This is a genomic window from Embleya sp. NPDC025285 (genome assembly GCF_055558835.1).
Window position 1 is genome coordinate 21,870 of record NZ_JBVHLU010000027.1, and the last position, 16,406, is coordinate 38,275.

Consider the following 16,406-nt stretch of genomic DNA (forward strand, 5'->3'; position numbering starts at 1 on the left):
AGTTTGTCCCGCTCAACCGGCAGCCGGGTCGCACGTGACAGGAGCGGTCGTGTCCTGGAACCAGCAGCAGCACAACGCACCGCGGCAACACGATCCGCCTCCGGCCCGACCACCGGCCGGACCCGCCCCCTGGGGCGGCGTGGCGCCCTGGCTGCACGCGCTCGGCGCGGTGCTCGCGGCGTTCGTCGCGATGGCCGTCGCCGCGTGGGTGGCGCTGTGGCTGCTCGGCGCGGACGACCTGGGGTCGGGCACGATGCCCGCGCTGGTCGCGGCGGTGATCGCGCTGGCCGTCGGCGGCACCGTCGACCTCGAGGGGACCGAACAGGGCACCCCTGGCAACGACATCCTCAGCCAACTCACCGGCGACATCTCACTCGCCCAGGGCAGCGGCAAGGTCGACATCATGCTGCTCGGCATCGGCCTGATCGGCGCGCTGGTGCTGGGCTGGTTGTTCCTGCGCCCGCTCCGCCACCGGTTGGTGATCGGCGCGCTGGACCTGGTCGTGCACGGTGTGCGGGTCCTGGTGTTCACCATGGCCGCACTCGGCGTGGTGGTGTCGACGGGTGAACACTCGCTGCCGATCCAGCAGTTCGTCTCTCAGGTCGGCGGCGCCCAGGACCTGATGGGCATCTTCGACCTGGGCGCGGCGGCCAGGTTCGAGACCGACGTGAGCGGCACCCTGGTCTTCGGCGCACTGTGGTTGCTGATCACCCTGGTGGCCGCCGTCGCGGTGTCCGCGCGCGGGCCGCTCCCGCTCAAGTGGCTGCGGCACCGCGCGGTACTGCGGGCCCCGGTCGCCGGTCTGCTCGCGGTGCTGATCACCGCGGTGGTCGCCGGGATCGTGGGCACCCCGTTCGTGGCCGCCGCCGCGCCCGCGCCCAAGCGGATGATCGGCGGCATGTTGTTCGCGCTGCCCAACGCGGTCTGGCTGCTCGCCTCGCTCGGCCTGGGCATCCCGTGGAAGGCCACCAGCAGCGCGCCCACCGAGTTCGGCGGTTTCTCCTTCGGTCTGCCCGGCCCGCTGGGCAAACTGGTCAAGGCCTCCGCCGGGGAGGGCCTGCCGATCCGAATCGACCGGCTGGCGGAGCTGGACTCGCGCGCGTGGTTCGTACCGCTGTTCTCCGCGCTGCTCCTGCTGCTCGGCGCGACCGTGATGGCCATGCGCGCGCCGGCCTCGGTGCGTCCGCATCAGCACGCGTGGCGCTTCGCGGTCGCCCTCGCCGGCGGCCTGCTGGTGATCTCCTACCTGATGGAGCTCCAGCTCAAGGTCGCGGTGACCGTCCTCGGCGGGGTGATGTCCCCGGGCGCGTCGGTGTCGCTGCACGCGGACTACCTGTGGACCGTGCTGCTCGGCCTGCTGTGGGGCGCGTGCGCGGGCTTCATCGGCGGCGCGGTCGCGGACTGGGTGCGCTACCGCAGGACCGACCCCGCCGGCGCGCCGCCGGCCGCGGGTCCGCCGCGACCCACCCACGCCGCGCCGCCCGGCTCGCCTCGGCCGTACCCGCAGGGCGCGCCATACCCGCAGGACCGACCCGCCTCCCGGCCCCCGTCGACACCTCCGCCCGCCCCCGGCGCACCCGCGCCGCCCGGCCCGCCGCACTCGAACAGACCCGCCCCGGCGTACCGCCCGCCGTCCCCGCCCGATCCGCAGGGTCCGACCCGGTCGGGCCCCTGGCCTGGGTAGATCCGACCGGCGCGGGCCCTGCGCCGGTGTTCGTACCGTGGACCGGCGACGCGTGTGCCATCGAACGGCCGGTACCGTGAAGCATCATGAATGCGCCGCGCACTCTTCTCGTCAAGATCTTCGGCAAGGACCGGCCGGGGGTGACGTCGAGCCTCTTCGAGATCCTGGCCGGCCACTCCGTCGAGGTCGTCGACGTCGAGCAGACCGTCACCCGGGGCCGGCTCACGCTGTGCGTCCTGATCACCACGCCGGCCGACGAGGGCCGGCTGCGGGCCGGCGTGCACCGCTGGGCGGACGGCGAGCGGCTGGAGGCGGAGATCCTCTCCGGCGTCGGCGACAACCGCCCGCGCGGCGAGGGCCGCTCGCACGTCACCGTCCTGGGCCACCCGCTGGAGGCCACCGCCTTCGCCGGGATAGCGCACCGGATCGCGGCCACCGGCGCCAACATCGACCGGATCTTCCGCCTCGCCAAGTACCCGGTGACCGCGATCGAGCTCCAGGTCTCCGGCGTCGAGACGGACAAGCTGCGCCTGGAACTGGCCACCGAGGCCGCCGAGCGCCGGGTGGACATCGCGGTCCAGCCCGCCGGGCTGCGCCGCCGGGCCAAGCGGCTGATCGTGATGGACGTCGACTCGACCCTGATCCAGGGCGAGGTGATCGAACTGCTGGCCGAACACGCCGGCTGCCTGGACCAGGTGGCCGAGGTGACCGCCGCCGCGATGCGCGGCGAGTTGGACTTCGCCGAGTCGTTGCACGCTCGGGTGGCACTGCTGGCCGGGCTGGACGAGGACGCCATAGACAAGGTCCGCGAGCAGGTCGTGCTCACCCGCGGCGCGCGCACCCTGGTCCGCACGCTCAAGCGGCTCGGCTACCAGGTGGGCATCGTCTCGGGCGGGTTCACCCAGGTCACCGACGCGCTGGTGGAGCGGCTCGGGCTCGACTACAGCGCGGCCAACACCCTCGAGGTGGTGGACGGCAGGCTCACCGGGCGCGTGGTCGGCGAAATCGTGGACCGGGCGGGCAAGGCCCGACTGCTGCGCCGCTTCGCGGCCGAGGCGGGCGTCCCGCTGACCGCGACGGTGGCCATCGGCGACGGCGCGAACGACCTGGACATGCTCAACGCCGCGGGTCTGGGCGTGGCCTTCAACGCGAAGCCGGTGGTCCGCGAGGCCGCCGACACGGCGGTCAACGTGCCGTTCCTGGACACCGTGCTGTTCCTGCTCGGCGTCACCCGCGACGAGATCGAGGCGGCCGACGCCGCCGACGTGTAGCGCCGAACCGGGACACGCGTCCCGCGACGTCGAACGCCGGACGGGCCGAGTGCGGCCGTCCGGCGTTCGAGGCGGTGTCTCGAGGCACCGCTTTTTTCGCGGCGGGTCAGGACTCCGGCGTGGTGAACCTGGTCAGGTGCGCCGAGCGCTCCCGAAGATCGGCCCACGGAGTGTGCAGGCTCAGCACCGACACGGCCGAGGTCGGGTACTTCTCCCGGAGCCGGACCAGCGTGTCGTCCTCGCCGCTGCCCGCCAACGCGTTGACCAGCGTGGCCACGCCGGGGTTGTGCCCGATCAGCAGCAGCGTGTCGACCTCGTCGGGGGTCTCCTGGACGAGGTACAGCAGCGCCTGCGCGCTCGCCTCGTACACCCGCTCGTCGTAGATCGTGTGCGGCTTGTGGTCGTAGACCTTGCCCACGAGACGCCAGGTCTCCCGGGTGCGTACGGCCGGCGAGCACACCACCAGATCGGGGGTGATGCCCTGGTCGAGCAGCCGGTGCCCGGTCTCGGCGGCGTCCTTGCGGCCGCGTTCGGCGAGGGGTCGCTCGTGGTCCGGCCCGTCGGGCCACTCGGCCTTCGCGTGCCTCATCACCACAAGATTGCGCTGTCGGTGGGATGCCATGGGTTCAGCCTCTCAGACATCGGCCTTTGTGCACTGCGGGTCGGCGCCTCGGTACACGATTGATTCGGCACCTGGGCACACCATCGACGGGACCGCCGGCGCCGGCCGGATCGCGTCGGTGGAGCCGACACGCACGACGGGTCGGGACCGAGTATCCGGTCCCGACCCGCGCTTTGCTCGGATCTACAGGGTGGTCACCGCCAGGATCCCTCCAGCGGCGGTCCGGTTCGGGTCAGCCGACCGGCGGCTGCGGGATCCGGCGCGACCGGGACACGCCCTCGTCGTATCCGGTCGTCCCCGGGTGCGCCGGCTCGTAGCCCGGCGAGGCGTAGCCGTTCGCCCCGGCGTACGCGGGAACCGGCCGGCCGGCGGGGGCCGGCACCTCGACCGCCTCGTCGCCGTGGTCCATCTGCGGCAGCCAGTTCAGCCAGCGGGGCAGGTACCAGTTGTGGTCGCCGAGCAGGCTCATCACGGCCGGGAGCAGCAGACCGCGGATGATCGTCGCGTCCAGCAGGACCGCGACCGCCAGACCGACACCGAACTGCTTCATCGACTGCATCGACAGGGTGCCGAAGACCGCGAACACCGCGACCATGATCGTCGCCGCACTGGTCACCACGCCCGCGGTGGTGCGGATGCCGTGCGACACGGCCGACTTGGTGTCCATGCCCTTGTCGTAGGCCTCACGGATGCGCGAGACCACGAACACGTGGTAGTCCATCGACAGGCCGAACAGGATCACGAACAGGAACATCGGGATCCAGGAGACGACCGCGCCGGGTGCGTCCGTGCCGACCAGGAAGTCGCCGTAGCCGTGCTGGAAGACCAGCGTCATCACACCGTAGGCGGCACCCACCGACAGCAGGTTGAGCACGATCGCGGTGACGGCGATGGCGATCGAGCGGAACGAGACCAGCATGAGCAGGAAGGCGAAGCCGAGCACGAAGGCGAAGATCGGCAGCCGCGCGTCGGCGAGCTTGTCGTTGAAGTCCTTGGAGCCGGCGGTGTTACCGGTCACCGGGGCGTCCACGCCGTCCAGCTTGCCCAGCGTGTTCGGGATGATCTTGTCGCGCAGCGTGGACAGGGCCTTGTCGCTGGTCGAGTCGTTGCCACTGCCGGCGAGCGGGACCGAGACCTTGAAGACGTTGGTGGTGCCCTGGCGTTCGACCTCGATCGGCTCGTGCATGCGACCGCTGGCGACCGCCTCGCGGCGCAGGTTGTCGAACGCGGCGGCGAGCTTGGGGTCGTCCGGGTTCTGCGCCTTGACCACGATCTGGGCGGGCGCCGGACCACCGGGGAACGCCTTCTCGATGTGCTGGTAGGTCTGCACGATCGACAGCGAGGTCGGCAGTTCCTTGTCGATCGGCAGCTCGGAGGTCTTCATGGCGAACATCGGGACGGTCAGCGCGACGAGCAGACCGCCGGCGAGCACCGTGGTGGCCCTGGGGCGGTTGAGCACGACGCCCAGGATCTTGCCCCAGATCTTGCTGCCCTCGGTGGGACGGCGCATCTTGGCCAGCCCGGGGATCTTGCCCAGGTCGACCCGGTCACCCAGCATCGACAGGATCGCGGGCAGCACGGTGAGCGAACCGAGCACCGCGGTGAGCACGACCAGGATGGTCGCGGAGGCCATCGACTTGAACTCGCTGATGCCGGACAGGAGCAGGCCGGCCATCGCGACCATGACGGTGATGCCGGAGATCAGCACGGACCGGCCGGAGGTGGCGGCGGCGATCCGCAGCGCGGTCTCCGGGTCGCGTCCCTTGGCCCGCTCCTCACGCTCACGGCGCAGGTAGAACATGCAGTAGTCGACGCCGACGGCCAAACCGATCAGCAACATCACCGACTGCGCGTTGTCGCCGACGGGCATCAGGTGGCTGCTCAGCGCGAGCAGGCCGCCGGCCGCGATGAACGCGGTCAACGCGAGGGCCACCGGCAGGAGGGCGGCGACGACGGCGCCGAACGCGACGAGCAGGATGCCGAGCGCGAGCGGAACGGCGGTCCATTCGGCCCGGGTGAAGTCCTTGGCGATGGTGTCCTCGAACCACTTGTCGCCACTGGCGTCACCGAACTGTTCGATCGCCACGTCGGGGTGCGCCTTGCGGGCCTCGGCCACCGCGTCCAGCACGGGCTGGATGTTGTCGACGGCCTTGTCCTCCTCACCCGCCATGTCGAACTGGATGAGCGCCGAGTGCTTGTCCGCGGACAGGCCCCCCTCGGCCTCGTACGGCGAGCGCATGTGCTCCGTCGCCGGACCCTTGTTGCCCTTGATCTGCACGGCGTTGACGCGGTTGATCACGTCGTCGACGGCGGCCCTGAACCTCGGGTCCAGGGCGGGCAGCGTGTCGCTGCGCACCAGCACCATCTCGCCGGCGGGTTCCTTGATCCCCGCCTCGTCGATGATCCGCGCGGCCCGCCCGGACTCCCCCACGCCCTGGTCGACCTTGGTGATCTCCTGCGACCCCGCCATGTTGCCGATGACGACGGCGAGCACCACGAACAGCAGCCACCCGAATACCGCCGTCTTGCGATGCTGTGCACTCCAGCCACCGATCGAGGCGGCGAGATTACGCCTGGATGCCATTGGTCCCCGCTCCTGTGTTCTCCGTCGGCCGAGGGTTTCCTCGACACGGAAAAAGGTATTGGCGGGCAACCGGGGGTCACATCCTGCGGACAGGTGTCTTGATCGGGGGGCAGGCACCCCTGCGTAGTAGGGCTGGCCCTACCCCTGAGAACGAGCCTCGTGGTGACCAGTCGGGGCAAATCGGGATGCGTGTAAGGGGAAGCTTCCGCGATCAATCCGCTGACCTGCGCAAACGCGGGCAACGCCAGTCGGGGGAAGGACACATCGGACGAGGGTCGACACGTGTGCACAACGCCCGGGGCGAGGTGGGGAGTTCCCCACCGCCCGGCCGGCTCCGCGCCGACGGGCGTTCACCCGCCGGGGCACGGCCGCGCCCCGCCGGTCGGTCCGACGGGGCGGGTCTGCGAAACTCGGTCCCATGGCTGCTACATCTGGCGAATCCTCCAAGGAGCGGTACGAGCGGGCCATGGCCGCTCGCAAGGCCCGCGAGGAGCGCACCCACGCGGAGGAAGTCGCGCGGTCGAACGCGCGCAACGAGATCCTCGCCCGCAAGGCCGCCGAGGCCGCCGCGTCCGGCGCGGACGACGAGATCCGCCAGACGGTGCTGGCGCCGCCGGACCCGAACAAATCCTCCGCCAAGCAGCTCGGCGGCATCCTGGGCATCATGCTGCTGATCACCGTGCTGATCGGCATCGCCGCGACGATCGCCGCCGCCACCGGCTGATCGGTTTTCCGTCCGCCCACCCGTGCCGCTCCCGAACAGGGCCGCGGTCCCACCGGCGGCGACGCACCCGTCCCGATCCCGCGGCCCCTACGACACAGCCCGACCGCCGCGACCCTGTCGGGTCGGGCGATCGGGCTGCGGAGTGGATCGGTTGCGCCGCCGAGGATGATGCCCGGCGGCGCGGCCGCGCGGTGATCCGGCTACGCGCCGATGGCGTGCAGGCCGCCGTCGACGTGGATGATCTCGCCGGTGGTCTTGGGGAACCAGTCGGACAGCAGCGCGCACACGCCCCGGGCGGCCGGGTCCGCGTCGCGCAGGTCCCAACCCAGCGGCGCCTTCTCGTTCCAGACACCCTCGAACTTCTCGAAGCCGGGGATGCTGTTCGCGGCCATCGTCTTGACCGGGCCCGAGGAGATCAGGTTGACCCGGATGTTCTTCTCACCCAGGTACTTGGCCAGGTAGCGCGAGGTCGACTCGAGCGCGCCCTTGGCGACACCCATCCAGTCGTAGCCCGGCCACGCCACCTGCGCGTCGAAGTCGAGGCCGACGACCGAGCCGCCGGCGCCCTTGTTCGCCTCGATCAGCGGCAGACAGGCCATCGTCAGCGACTTCAGCGAGTACGCCGAGACCTGCACGGCCGTGGCCACGTCGGCCCACTCGGTGTTGAGGAAGTTGCCCCCGAGCGCGTCCTTGGGTCCGAACGCGATCGAGTGCACGACGCCGTCGAGCGAGGGCACGTGCGCGCGCACGTTGTCCGCGAGCGCCGCGAGGTGTTCGGGGTTCTGCACGTCGAGCTCGATCACCGGGGCCGGCTTGGGCAGCCGGTTCGCGATCCGGTTGACCAGCGAGAGCCGGCCGAATCCGGTCAGTACGACCTCGGCGCCCTCCTCCTGGGCCCGCTTGGCGACGTGGAAGCCGATCGAGGCGTCGGTGATGACGCCGGTGACGAGAATGCGCTTGCCCGCAAGCAGGTCGCCCATGAGTTCAGTGCCCCATTCCAAGTCCGCCGTCCACAGGGATGACGGCTCCGGTGATGTACGACGCGGCGTCCGAGGTCAGGAACTTGACCACGCCGGCGACCTCGTCCACGTCCGCGTACCGCGCGAGCGGGATCTCCTTGAGGATCTGCGCCTTGCGCTCCTCGCCGAGCACCTCGGTCATCGCGGTGTCGACGAAGCCGGGCGCCACCACGTTCGTGGTGATGTTGCGCGACCCCAGCTCGCGCGCGATCGAGCGGGCGAAGCCGACCAGACCGGCCTTGGAGGCCGCGTAGTTGGCCTGGCCCGCCGAGCCGAGCAGCCCGACCACGGACGAGATCAGCACGATGCGACCCTTGCGGGCCCGCAGCATGCCCTTGCTCGCCCGCTTGACCACCCGGAACGTGCCGGTCAGGTTGGTGTCGACGACGCTGGTGAAGTCCTCTTCGCTCATCCGCAGCAACAGCGTGTCGCGGGTGATGCCCGCGTTGGCGATCAGCACCTCGACCGGGCCGTGCGTGGCCTCGATCTCCTTGAACGCCTGCTCGACCTGCTCGCCGTCGGTGATGTCGCACCGCACTCCGAGCAGGCCCTCCGGGGGCTCGCCGGAGCGATACGTGATCGCGACCTTGTCGCCGTCGGCGGCGAAGGCCCGGGCGATGGCCAGGCCGATGCCCCGGTTTCCTCCCGTGACCAGTACGGACCGGCTCAACGGATCACTCCTTTGTCCTCGGACGTCCTGTGGATGCGCGCGCGCAGGCCGTCGGCTTGCGTCACGATGACGCTATCGGGCTACCCCGGGGTAAGGGGAATCCGGTCCGGGACAGCGTCCGCGGACCGATAGTTGTGGGAACCCGACAAGAGCCGGCGGGAAGCGGAATCATCGGCTCCACCGACCGAATCCGGCCGGCCTGCGCGCGGCAGGTTTCGTTCCGGTTGTCCGGGCGCAAGACCCGTCCGACCAGCGGACCGGTCCGACCGGCAGACCGGAATGCCGGCGACGTCGTGTCTGGTTGACTGAACGACGCGAGCCGACAGGCCGAACGTATGGAGGAATGGGTGCCCAACGAGATCGATCCGACGTTCCTCGCCTATCCCCTTCGGGAGCTGGCCGCCGCGGCCCTGTCCCGAGCCGGGGAACTGGGCGCCGAACACGCGGACTTCCGCTTCGAGCGGGTACGAGACGCGTCCTTCCGGTTGCGCGACGGGAAAACCGACTCGGCCGCGGACACCACCGACGTGGGCTTCGCGGTCCGGGTCGTGCACGACGGGGCGTGGGGCTTCGCCGCGGGTGTCGACCTGACCCCGGAAGCGGTGACGTACGTCGCCGAACAGGCCGTCGCGGTGGCCCGGGTGTCCCGCTCGGTGAGCGAGGCGGCCGGGGCGGGAGAGCGCGTCGCGCTGGCCGACGAGCCGGTGCACGCGGACGAGACCTGGATCTCGAAGTACAAGATCAACCCGTTCGACGTACCCGAGGCCGAGCGCATCGGACTGCTCGCGCGGTGGAGTCGGGAGCTGCTCGCCGCCGACGGCGTGGACCACGTGGACGCCACGTGCATGGTGGTGCAGGAGAACAAGTTCTACGCCGACTCGGCCGGCACCACCACCACGCAGCAGCGGATCCGGATACACCCCCAGCTCACCGTGATCGCGGTGGACCGCGACTCCGGCGCGTACGAGACGATGCGCACCGTCGCGCCGCCGGTCGGCCGCGGCTGGGAGTACGTCAAGGGCGAGGGCTGGGACTGGGACGAGGAGCTGGCGTCGCTGCCGGGCCTGCTCGCCGAGCGGCTCAAGGCGCCGAGCGTCGAGGCCGGCGAGTACGACCTGGTGATCGACCCGAGCAACCTGTGGCTGACCATCCACGAGTCGATTGGGCACGCCACCGAGCTGGACCGCGCGCTGGGCTACGAGGCCGCCTACGCGGGCACCTCGTTCGCCACGTTCGACCAGCTCGGCAAGCTCGAGTACGGCTCGCCGGTCATGCACGTCACCGGCGACCGCACCGTGCCGCACGGCCTGGCCACCATCGGCTTCGACGACGAGGGCGTCGCGACGCAGAGCTGGGACCTGGTCACCAACGGCGTGCTCACCGGCTATCAGCTCGATCGGCGGATGGCGCTGATGCAGGGCCTGGGCCGGTCCAACGGGTGCGCGTTCGCGGATTCCCCCGGCCATGTCCCGGTGCAGCGGATGGCCAACGTCTCGCTCCAGCCGGGCGAGGACAACCTGTCCACCGCCGAACTGATCGGCCGGGTGCACCGGGGCCTGTACATCGTCGGCGACAAGTCGTGGTCGATCGACATGCAGCGGTACAACTTCCAGTTCACCGGCCAGCGCGCCTACCTGATCGAGGACGGCCGGATCGTCGGCCAGGTCAAGGACTTCGCCTACCAGGCGACCACGACCGACTTCTGGGGCTCGATGGAGGCCGTCGGCGGTCCCGGCACCTACGTCCTGGGCGGCGCCTTCAACTGCGGCAAGGCGCAGCCGGGGCAGGTCGCGGCGGTCAGCCACGGTTGCCCCTCGGCGCTGTTCCGCGGCGTGAAGGTCCTCAACACGGTTCAGGAGGCGGGTCGATGAGCAGCGGGCAGACCGTGGTGACGCGGCCGAACGAGACGGTCGAGCGCGCGCTGGCGCTGTCCAAGGCGGACGGCTGCGTGGTGATCGCCGAGGAGACCTCGGCGGCCAACCTGCGCTGGGCGGGCAACGCGCTGACCACCAACGGCGAGACGCGCGGCCGGCGGATCACCGTGGTGGCCACCGTCGCGGGGACCGAGGGCACCGCGTCCGGGATCGTCTCGCGCGGCGGCGTGACGATGGATCGGCTGGAGGGCCTGGTCCGGGCCGCGGAGGCGGCGGCGCGCGACGCCGGACCGGCCGAGGACGCGCGACCGCTGCTCGGGGCCGGCGGCGGCCCGGACGGCGGCTTCGACCAGGCGCCCGCGCAGACCTCGATCGGGGTGTTCGCGGACTTCGCGCCCGAGTTGGGCGCCGCGTTCGGGCGGGCCCGGGAGAGCGACCGGCTGCTGTACGGGTTCGCGTCGCATCAGTTGACCTCGACCTACGTGGGCACCTCGGCCGGACTGCGACTGCGGCACGACCAGCCCACCGGGCACGTCGAGTTGAACGCGAAGTCGGCCGACCTGAGCCGGTCGGCGTGGGCGGGCGTGCCCACCCGCGACTTCCGCGACGTGGACCTCGCCGCGATGGACGCGGACCTGGGCACGCGACTGTCCTGGGCGACCCGCACGCTCGACCTCCCGGCGGGCCGCTACGAGACGCTGCTGCCGCCCACGGCGGTCGCGGACCTGATGGTCTACATGTACTGGCAGGGCGGCGCCCGGGACGCGCACGAGGGCCGTACGGTCTTCAGCAAGCCGGGCGGCGGCACCCGGATCGGCGATCGGCTCAGCGAGCTGCCGCTGACGCTGTACAGCGACCCGACCTACCCGGGCCTGGAGAGCGCGCCGTTCACCATCGCGCACGCCTCCGGCGACGCGTCGTCGGTGTTCGACAACGGGCTCGCGCTGGAGCGGACGAACTGGGTCACCGACGGCGTGCTCACGTCGCTGCTGACGAATCGGCACACCGCCGAGCTGACCGGGCTGCCGGTCGCGCCGGAGATCGACAACCTGATCCTGGACGGACCGGCCGACGGCCCGAGCATCACGGACATGGTCGCCTCGACCGAGCGCGGGCTGTTGCTGACCTGCCTGTGGTACATCCGCGAGGTGGATCCGCAGACGCTGCTGCTGACCGGGCTGACCCGGGACGGGGTGTACCTGGTCGAGGGCGGCGAGGTGGTCGGCGCGGTGAACAACTACCGCTTCAACGAGTCGCCGGTGGACGTGCTCGGGCGGGCGGTCGAGGTGGGGCGTACGGAGCGCACCTACCCGCGCGAGTGGGGCGACTGGTTCACCCGCGCGGCGATGCCGCCGTTGCGGGTCCGCGATTTCAACATGTCGTCGCCGAGCCAGGCGCAATGACCCCGGGGTCGGAGCGGGCGGCCCGCGGCTCGCTCGTCCTCGGGCGCCGGACAGGCTGAAGCTCCGGCCGGCGCGGTACCGGCCGCGGTCCGCGGGACGCCGGGTGGGCCCGATCGGGCCCACCCGGCGTTCGGCGTCCCCGGGGAAAACCGCTGTCCCCGCGCGGGACTCCGTGCTTTCGTTGGGGTTCATCATGAACATCGTCAAGATTTCGAAGTATCTGTCCCGACACCTGCGGCATCAGCCGGAGCGGCTCGGGATCACCCTGGACGAGGCCGGCTGGGTCGACGTGGACGTGCTCCTGGCGGCGTGTGCCGCGCACGGGGTGGCACTGTCCCGGGCGGGGTTGGAGCAGGTCGTCGCGGAGAACGACAAGCGGCGCTTCGCCTTCTCCGCAGACGGCACCCGGATCCGGGCCAGCCAGGGGCACACCGTCGTGGTGGACCTGGGTCTGGTCGAGGCCGTGCCGCCCGCCGTGCTCTACCACGGCACGAGTCCCAAGAGCGTGGCCGCGATCCTGGTCGAGGGCCTGCGGCCGATGGACCGGCACGACGTGCACCTGTCCGCCGACACCGAGACGGCCCGCCGGGTGGGCGCGCGGCGCGGGAGGCCGGTGCTATTCGTGGTGCGGGCCGAGCGCATGGTCGCCGCCGGGCATGTGTTCCGCCGCTCGGACAACGGCGTGTGGCTGGTCGCGGCGGTGCCGCCGGAATTTCTGGAGCCGCTCGGCTGAGCCGGTTCCGGCGTCCGCCACTCGGGTCGGTTTGTGGCAAAGGTCCCGGCCCCGGTCTCGGTGTGGCCGGCTCGCGGGCGTACCGTGAAGGGCCGGACGAGTGTGTGGACACGTGGTCGGAGACGGTGAGGTCGTGAAGAACGCCAAGGGCTCGGTGTACCGGATCAGTGGTGCGCGCAAGGGACTGACCGAGGACGTGGCCGGGCGCCAACGCCGGTACGTCATCTCGATGTCGATCCGTACCGTGTGCTTCGTCGCGGCGGTGTTCACGCCGTCGCCGTGGCGGTGGATATTGGTCGCGGGCGCGCTGTTCCTGCCCTACATCGCGGTGGTGTTGGCCAACGCCGGGCGCGAGCCCACCTCGAACACACCCGTGCAGGCGCAGTTCGTGCCGCCGCTCCCGCCCAAGGCGCTGGAGCCGCCGCCCGGCGCGGTGCTCACCAGCGCCGAACGACAGACCGTGCACACCCACGCGGAAGACTCGTGGACGATGCCCGCCGGACCTGCTCCGACCGCCGGCGCGGAGCCCACCGACCGTTCCTCGCACACGAATTCGGATACGCACGGTGACACCGGGGGTGCCGACCGGGGCCATGCGGGCGACCCGGCGGGGGCCCCCTCTCACAGCGTCAAAAATTAGCGGTAAGCGCTACGCGGGTTGGTGCTTCAACCGCATGCAGGACGTGCCATACTTCGAAACGTGCTCCGTATCCCCCGTCGGAGCGACCGACGCGATGCCGGGCGGCTCCCCCCGTGGCTGCCCGGCATCGCCCGTGTCCGGGTCGTTTGACTGTCAGGCAAGTCGACACTCGCGCGGTTACCGCACCAGCCCGTTGCTTACTGAGAGCAGCGCTCCGGTTGGTGTCTGACGCCAAGTCAGCTTCCCGTCCGACGCATCGCGTCCGGTGTGCCGACCTCGTCTGAGACACTGGTGGGCATGTTCCCCACCCCCGCCGATCCCGTCCGGCCGATCTGTTCGGCGAAGGGCTGTCGTGCCGACGCCCGGTGGGTCCTGGCCTGGAACAACCCCAAGCTGCACACCCCGGAACGGCGCAAGACGTGGCTCGCGTGCGACGAGCACCGTGAGCACCTGTCGCAGTTCCTGGCGATTCGCGGATTCCTCAAGGACACCGTGGCGTTCGCGGACTGGCACGACCCGCAGGCCGCCGCCGGTCCGGCCACCGAGGGTTCCTGACCCCTGCCGGGCAATCCGCGCCGCGCTCGCCTGCGCCGTGGCGAACTCCCTTGCCCACGAGGAAGGTTGATCGAGCCCGCGGCTCCCCCGCACGAACGCCGGGTCGGCCGCGGACAACGACGCTCGGTCGCCGACGAGGGTCGGCAGCGGACGACGCTCGGTCGCCGACGAGGGGCCGGTCGCCGAGAGCGGATCAGCCGCCGATGGCCGACATCGGTCGGTCCGGCTGGAGGAACTCCGGGTCGTCGATGCCCGCACCGGCCTTCTTGCCCCACATCGCGGCCCGCCAGCGGTCCGCGATCTCCGCGTCGTCCGCGCCGCCGCGCAGGGCGGCCCGCAGGTCGGACTCCTCGCGGGCGAACAGGCAGTTCCGGATCTGCCCGTCGGCGGTCAGCCGGGTCCGGTCGCACGCGCCGCAGAACGGGCGGGTGACCGAACCGATCACGCCGACCGTGCCCGGACCGCCGTCCACGAGCCAGCGCTCGGCCGGATTGCTGCCCCGGGCGTCCTCGGGGTCGAGACGGAACGCGCCGCGCAGCGAGGTCAGGATCTCGCCCGCGGTGATCATCTCGGCGCGCTTCCAGCCATGCTGCGCGTCCAGCGGCATCTGCTCGATGAAACGCAGTTCGTAGCCGCGTTCGAGGCACCACGCCAGCAGCGCGGCGGCCTCGTCGTCGTTCACCCCGCGCATCAGCACGGTGTTCACCTTGACCGGCCCCAGGCCGGCGTCGACCGCCGCGGCGAGTCCCGCGAGCACGTCGGCGTGCCGGTCGCGCCGGGTCATCGCCTTGAACCGGACCGGGTCGAGGGTGTCCAGCGAGACGTTGACCCGATCCAGCCCGACCTCCTTCAGCGTGCCCGCCAATCGGGCCAGACCGATCCCGTTCGTGGTGACGGAGAGGGTGGGGCGCGGCTCCAGGGCCGCGGCGTCCCGCACGATCTCGACCAGTTCGCGGCGCAGCAGCGGCTCGCCTCCGGTGAACCGCACCTCGCGCACACCGAGCACGGTCACCGCGATCCGGACCAGGCGGGAGATCTCCGCACCGGTCAACAGTTCGGGCTTGGCCAGCCAGTCCAGGCCCTCCTCGGGCATGCAGTACGTGCAGCGCAGATTGCAGCGGTCGGTCAGCGACACCCGCAGGTCGGTCGCCACGCGGCCGAAACCGTCAACGAGTCCGCCGGTGCGGTGGTGCGTGCTCACCTTCGACCCCCTTTTCCTGGTTCCGGCAAGTTTCCCAGGTTACGCGGGTCACTCCGACCGCCGGGGTCCCCGGGGTACGAGTGGGGCGGTCGATCGGTTGCAGTGGCGTATCCCACACCGGCATCGACAACCGTGAGTCGAATACCGGACGTGATCCACGAGAGGATCCAGGCTCACTACGAGGAGGCTTCACCGGTGAGACACGCAGCGGGCAGCGGTGCACAGCCCGACGAAGGGGGTACACCCGACGGAGCGCACTTCCTGGACACCTCGTGGCAACAGCACACCATGGGCCCGGCAGGCACATCCGGCACTTCCGGCGCATCGGGCCCACCGGGCCCACCCGGCGCGTTCGACGCGGCGACCACGCCGGTCCCGGCCGACTGGTACCAGCGTGATCAGCAGTCCGTGCCCACGTCCACGCCGGAGGCCCCGGCCGCGCCGGCGAGGCCCGCGCGCACGGACGAGCCCGAGCCGCCGCGGCGCGGCCGACGCAAGCTGGTCGTCTGGTCTCTCGCGGGCGCGCTGGTGCTCGCCGGAGCCGGGGCCGGAGCAGTGCTGTTCCTCGGGAGTGGAGACGACAACGACAAGAAGGACCGGGCTGGTTCGGTGGGCGCGGATCTGACGCCCGGCGCCACCACCGCTGCGTCCACGCCACCGGCGGCAGCCACGACCGCGCCGCCCACCGGCGCCCCGTCCTCGTCCCGACCGCCGTCGTCGAGCAAGCCGCCGAGTTCGTCCTCGTCGGCGTCCTCGACCGCGAAGGCGCCGGCCAACGACGTGGACGCGCCCAAGGATCCGAGCGCGCTCAAGCCGGCCGCCTACGCCGCGTGGAAGAGGATCGACGCCGCGATGGCGGCCGAGGGCATCAAACTGAACCTCAACTCCGGCAAGCGCGGCTGGGCGCATCAGCAGCGGCTGCTCGACGACAAGATCGCCGAGGTCGGCTCGCGCCAGGAGGCGCTGCGCTGGGTGCTGCCGCCGGAGAAGTCGATGCACGTCCAGGGCGTCGCGGTGGACATCTACCCGGCCAACGCCCAGGCCTGGCTCCAGGCCAAGGGCAGCAAGTACGGCTGGTGCCGGATGTACGACAACGAGGCGTGGCACTTCGAGTACAACGCCTCCTACACCTCCGGCTGCCCGAAGCGCCTCCCGAGCGCACTGGACTCGTAGCCGAAGAGGCTCGATCGGGGCCGGGTACGCGGGGCCATGGGAGTGACCTCGCGACACCCGGCCTCGACCCGCTCGTTGTACGCCGTGTCCGCCGACGAGTCTCGGCGGGCGCGGCGTCGGGGCGTGGGATCTCGGGGCCGTCGTAGCGGAGAGGCTCTCCTGTGCGAGGTTCGGCCCTGATCGCCCCCAACCCCGATCCCAACCACCGCCGCCCGTTCGGCATGGTGCCGCTGCCGTACCCGGTGCCGCGGGC

14 protein-coding genes are annotated in these 16,406 nt (G+C 71.3%); 9 read left to right on the forward strand and 5 right to left on the reverse strand.

Features of this window, described 5'->3' with window-relative positions; all coding sequences use genetic code 11:
• Nucleotides 1-49 precede the first annotated feature (49 nt).
• Nucleotides 50-1,684: a streptophobe family protein gene (locus ACZ4FV_RS19915; RefSeq protein ID WP_402231590.1), complete on the forward strand. Its 1,635-nt coding sequence runs from the start codon at nucleotides 50-52 to the stop codon at nucleotides 1,682-1,684.
• Between the two features lie 86 nt (nucleotides 1,685-1,770).
• On the forward strand, nucleotides 1,771-2,955 hold the full coding sequence (gene serB / locus ACZ4FV_RS19920) for a phosphoserine phosphatase SerB (protein WP_395862737.1): 1,185 nt from the start codon (nucleotides 1,771-1,773) through the stop codon (nucleotides 2,953-2,955).
• A 106-nt stretch (nucleotides 2,956-3,061) separates the two neighbouring features.
• Here serB and ACZ4FV_RS19925 read toward each other — a convergent pair whose 3' ends face one another.
• Nucleotides 3,062-3,577 carry a SixA phosphatase family protein gene (locus ACZ4FV_RS19925; protein ID WP_395862735.1) on the reverse strand — a complete coding sequence of 172 codons (516 nt, stop codon included), beginning with the start codon at nucleotides 3,575-3,577 and terminating at the stop codon, nucleotides 3,062-3,064.
• Between the two features lie 232 nt (nucleotides 3,578-3,809).
• Nucleotides 3,810-6,161 (reverse strand): MMPL family transporter, encoded by a 2,352-nt coding sequence (locus ACZ4FV_RS19930; protein ID WP_395862733.1) that lies wholly within the window; start codon nucleotides 6,159-6,161, stop codon nucleotides 3,810-3,812.
• Nucleotides 6,162-6,579: 418 nt separating this feature from the next.
• Between ACZ4FV_RS19930 and ACZ4FV_RS19935 the strand changes: the two genes are divergently transcribed.
• Nucleotides 6,580-6,885, forward strand: coding sequence for a hypothetical protein (locus tag ACZ4FV_RS19935; protein WP_395862731.1), 306 nt, complete (start codon nucleotides 6,580-6,582; stop codon nucleotides 6,883-6,885).
• Nucleotides 6,886-7,085: 200 nt separating this feature from the next.
• Here the strand turns inward: ACZ4FV_RS19935 and fabI are convergent, their stop codons facing one another.
• The gene (fabI, locus tag ACZ4FV_RS19940; RefSeq protein ID WP_395862729.1) at nucleotides 7,086-7,865 is read right to left on the reverse strand and encodes an enoyl-ACP reductase FabI; all 780 of its coding nucleotides are present in this window, start codon (nucleotides 7,863-7,865) and stop codon (nucleotides 7,086-7,088) included.
• 4 nt (nucleotides 7,866-7,869) lie between these two features.
• Nucleotides 7,870-8,574: a 3-oxoacyl-[acyl-carrier-protein] reductase gene (gene fabG / locus ACZ4FV_RS19945; RefSeq protein ID WP_395862727.1), complete on the reverse strand. Its 705-nt coding sequence runs from the start codon at nucleotides 8,572-8,574 to the stop codon at nucleotides 7,870-7,872.
• Between the two features lie 347 nt (nucleotides 8,575-8,921).
• Here fabG and ACZ4FV_RS19950 point away from each other — a divergent pair, with 347 nt between their 5' ends.
• The 5 genes from ACZ4FV_RS19950 (at nucleotide 8,922) to ACZ4FV_RS19970 (ending at nucleotide 13,779) form a co-directional block, all read left to right on the forward strand.
• A complete protein-coding gene (locus ACZ4FV_RS19950) occupies nucleotides 8,922-10,445 on the forward strand; it encodes a TldD/PmbA family protein (protein WP_402231593.1) in 1,524 nt (507 codons plus the stop codon).
• On the forward strand, nucleotides 10,442-11,851 hold the full coding sequence (locus tag ACZ4FV_RS19955; protein ID WP_395862724.1) for a metallopeptidase TldD-related protein: 1,410 nt from the start codon (nucleotides 10,442-10,444) through the stop codon (nucleotides 11,849-11,851). The genes ACZ4FV_RS19950 and ACZ4FV_RS19955 overlap by 4 nt, the downstream gene beginning before the upstream one ends.
• Before the next feature lie 193 nt (nucleotides 11,852-12,044).
• Nucleotides 12,045-12,584: an RNA 2'-phosphotransferase gene (locus ACZ4FV_RS19960; RefSeq protein WP_395862722.1), complete on the forward strand. Its 540-nt coding sequence runs from the start codon at nucleotides 12,045-12,047 to the stop codon at nucleotides 12,582-12,584.
• 133 nt (nucleotides 12,585-12,717) lie between these two features.
• Complete coding sequence (locus ACZ4FV_RS19965) at nucleotides 12,718-13,224, forward strand: DUF3099 domain-containing protein (RefSeq protein WP_402231597.1); 507 nt, start codon at nucleotides 12,718-12,720, stop codon at nucleotides 13,222-13,224.
• A 297-nt stretch (nucleotides 13,225-13,521) separates the two neighbouring features.
• Nucleotides 13,522-13,779 (forward strand): hypothetical protein, encoded by a 258-nt coding sequence (locus ACZ4FV_RS19970; protein ID WP_395862719.1) that lies wholly within the window; start codon nucleotides 13,522-13,524, stop codon nucleotides 13,777-13,779.
• Between the two features lie 193 nt (nucleotides 13,780-13,972).
• Here ACZ4FV_RS19970 and moaA read toward each other — a convergent pair whose 3' ends face one another.
• Nucleotides 13,973-14,980, reverse strand: coding sequence for a GTP 3',8-cyclase MoaA (moaA, locus tag ACZ4FV_RS19975; protein WP_395862717.1), 1,008 nt, complete (start codon nucleotides 14,978-14,980; stop codon nucleotides 13,973-13,975).
• 195 nt (nucleotides 14,981-15,175) lie between these two features.
• Here moaA and ACZ4FV_RS19980 point away from each other — a divergent pair, with 195 nt between their 5' ends.
• Nucleotides 15,176-16,153 (forward strand): D-alanyl-D-alanine carboxypeptidase family protein, encoded by a 978-nt coding sequence (locus tag ACZ4FV_RS19980; RefSeq protein ID WP_402231600.1) that lies wholly within the window; start codon nucleotides 15,176-15,178, stop codon nucleotides 16,151-16,153.
• Nucleotides 16,154-16,406 lie beyond the last annotated feature (253 nt).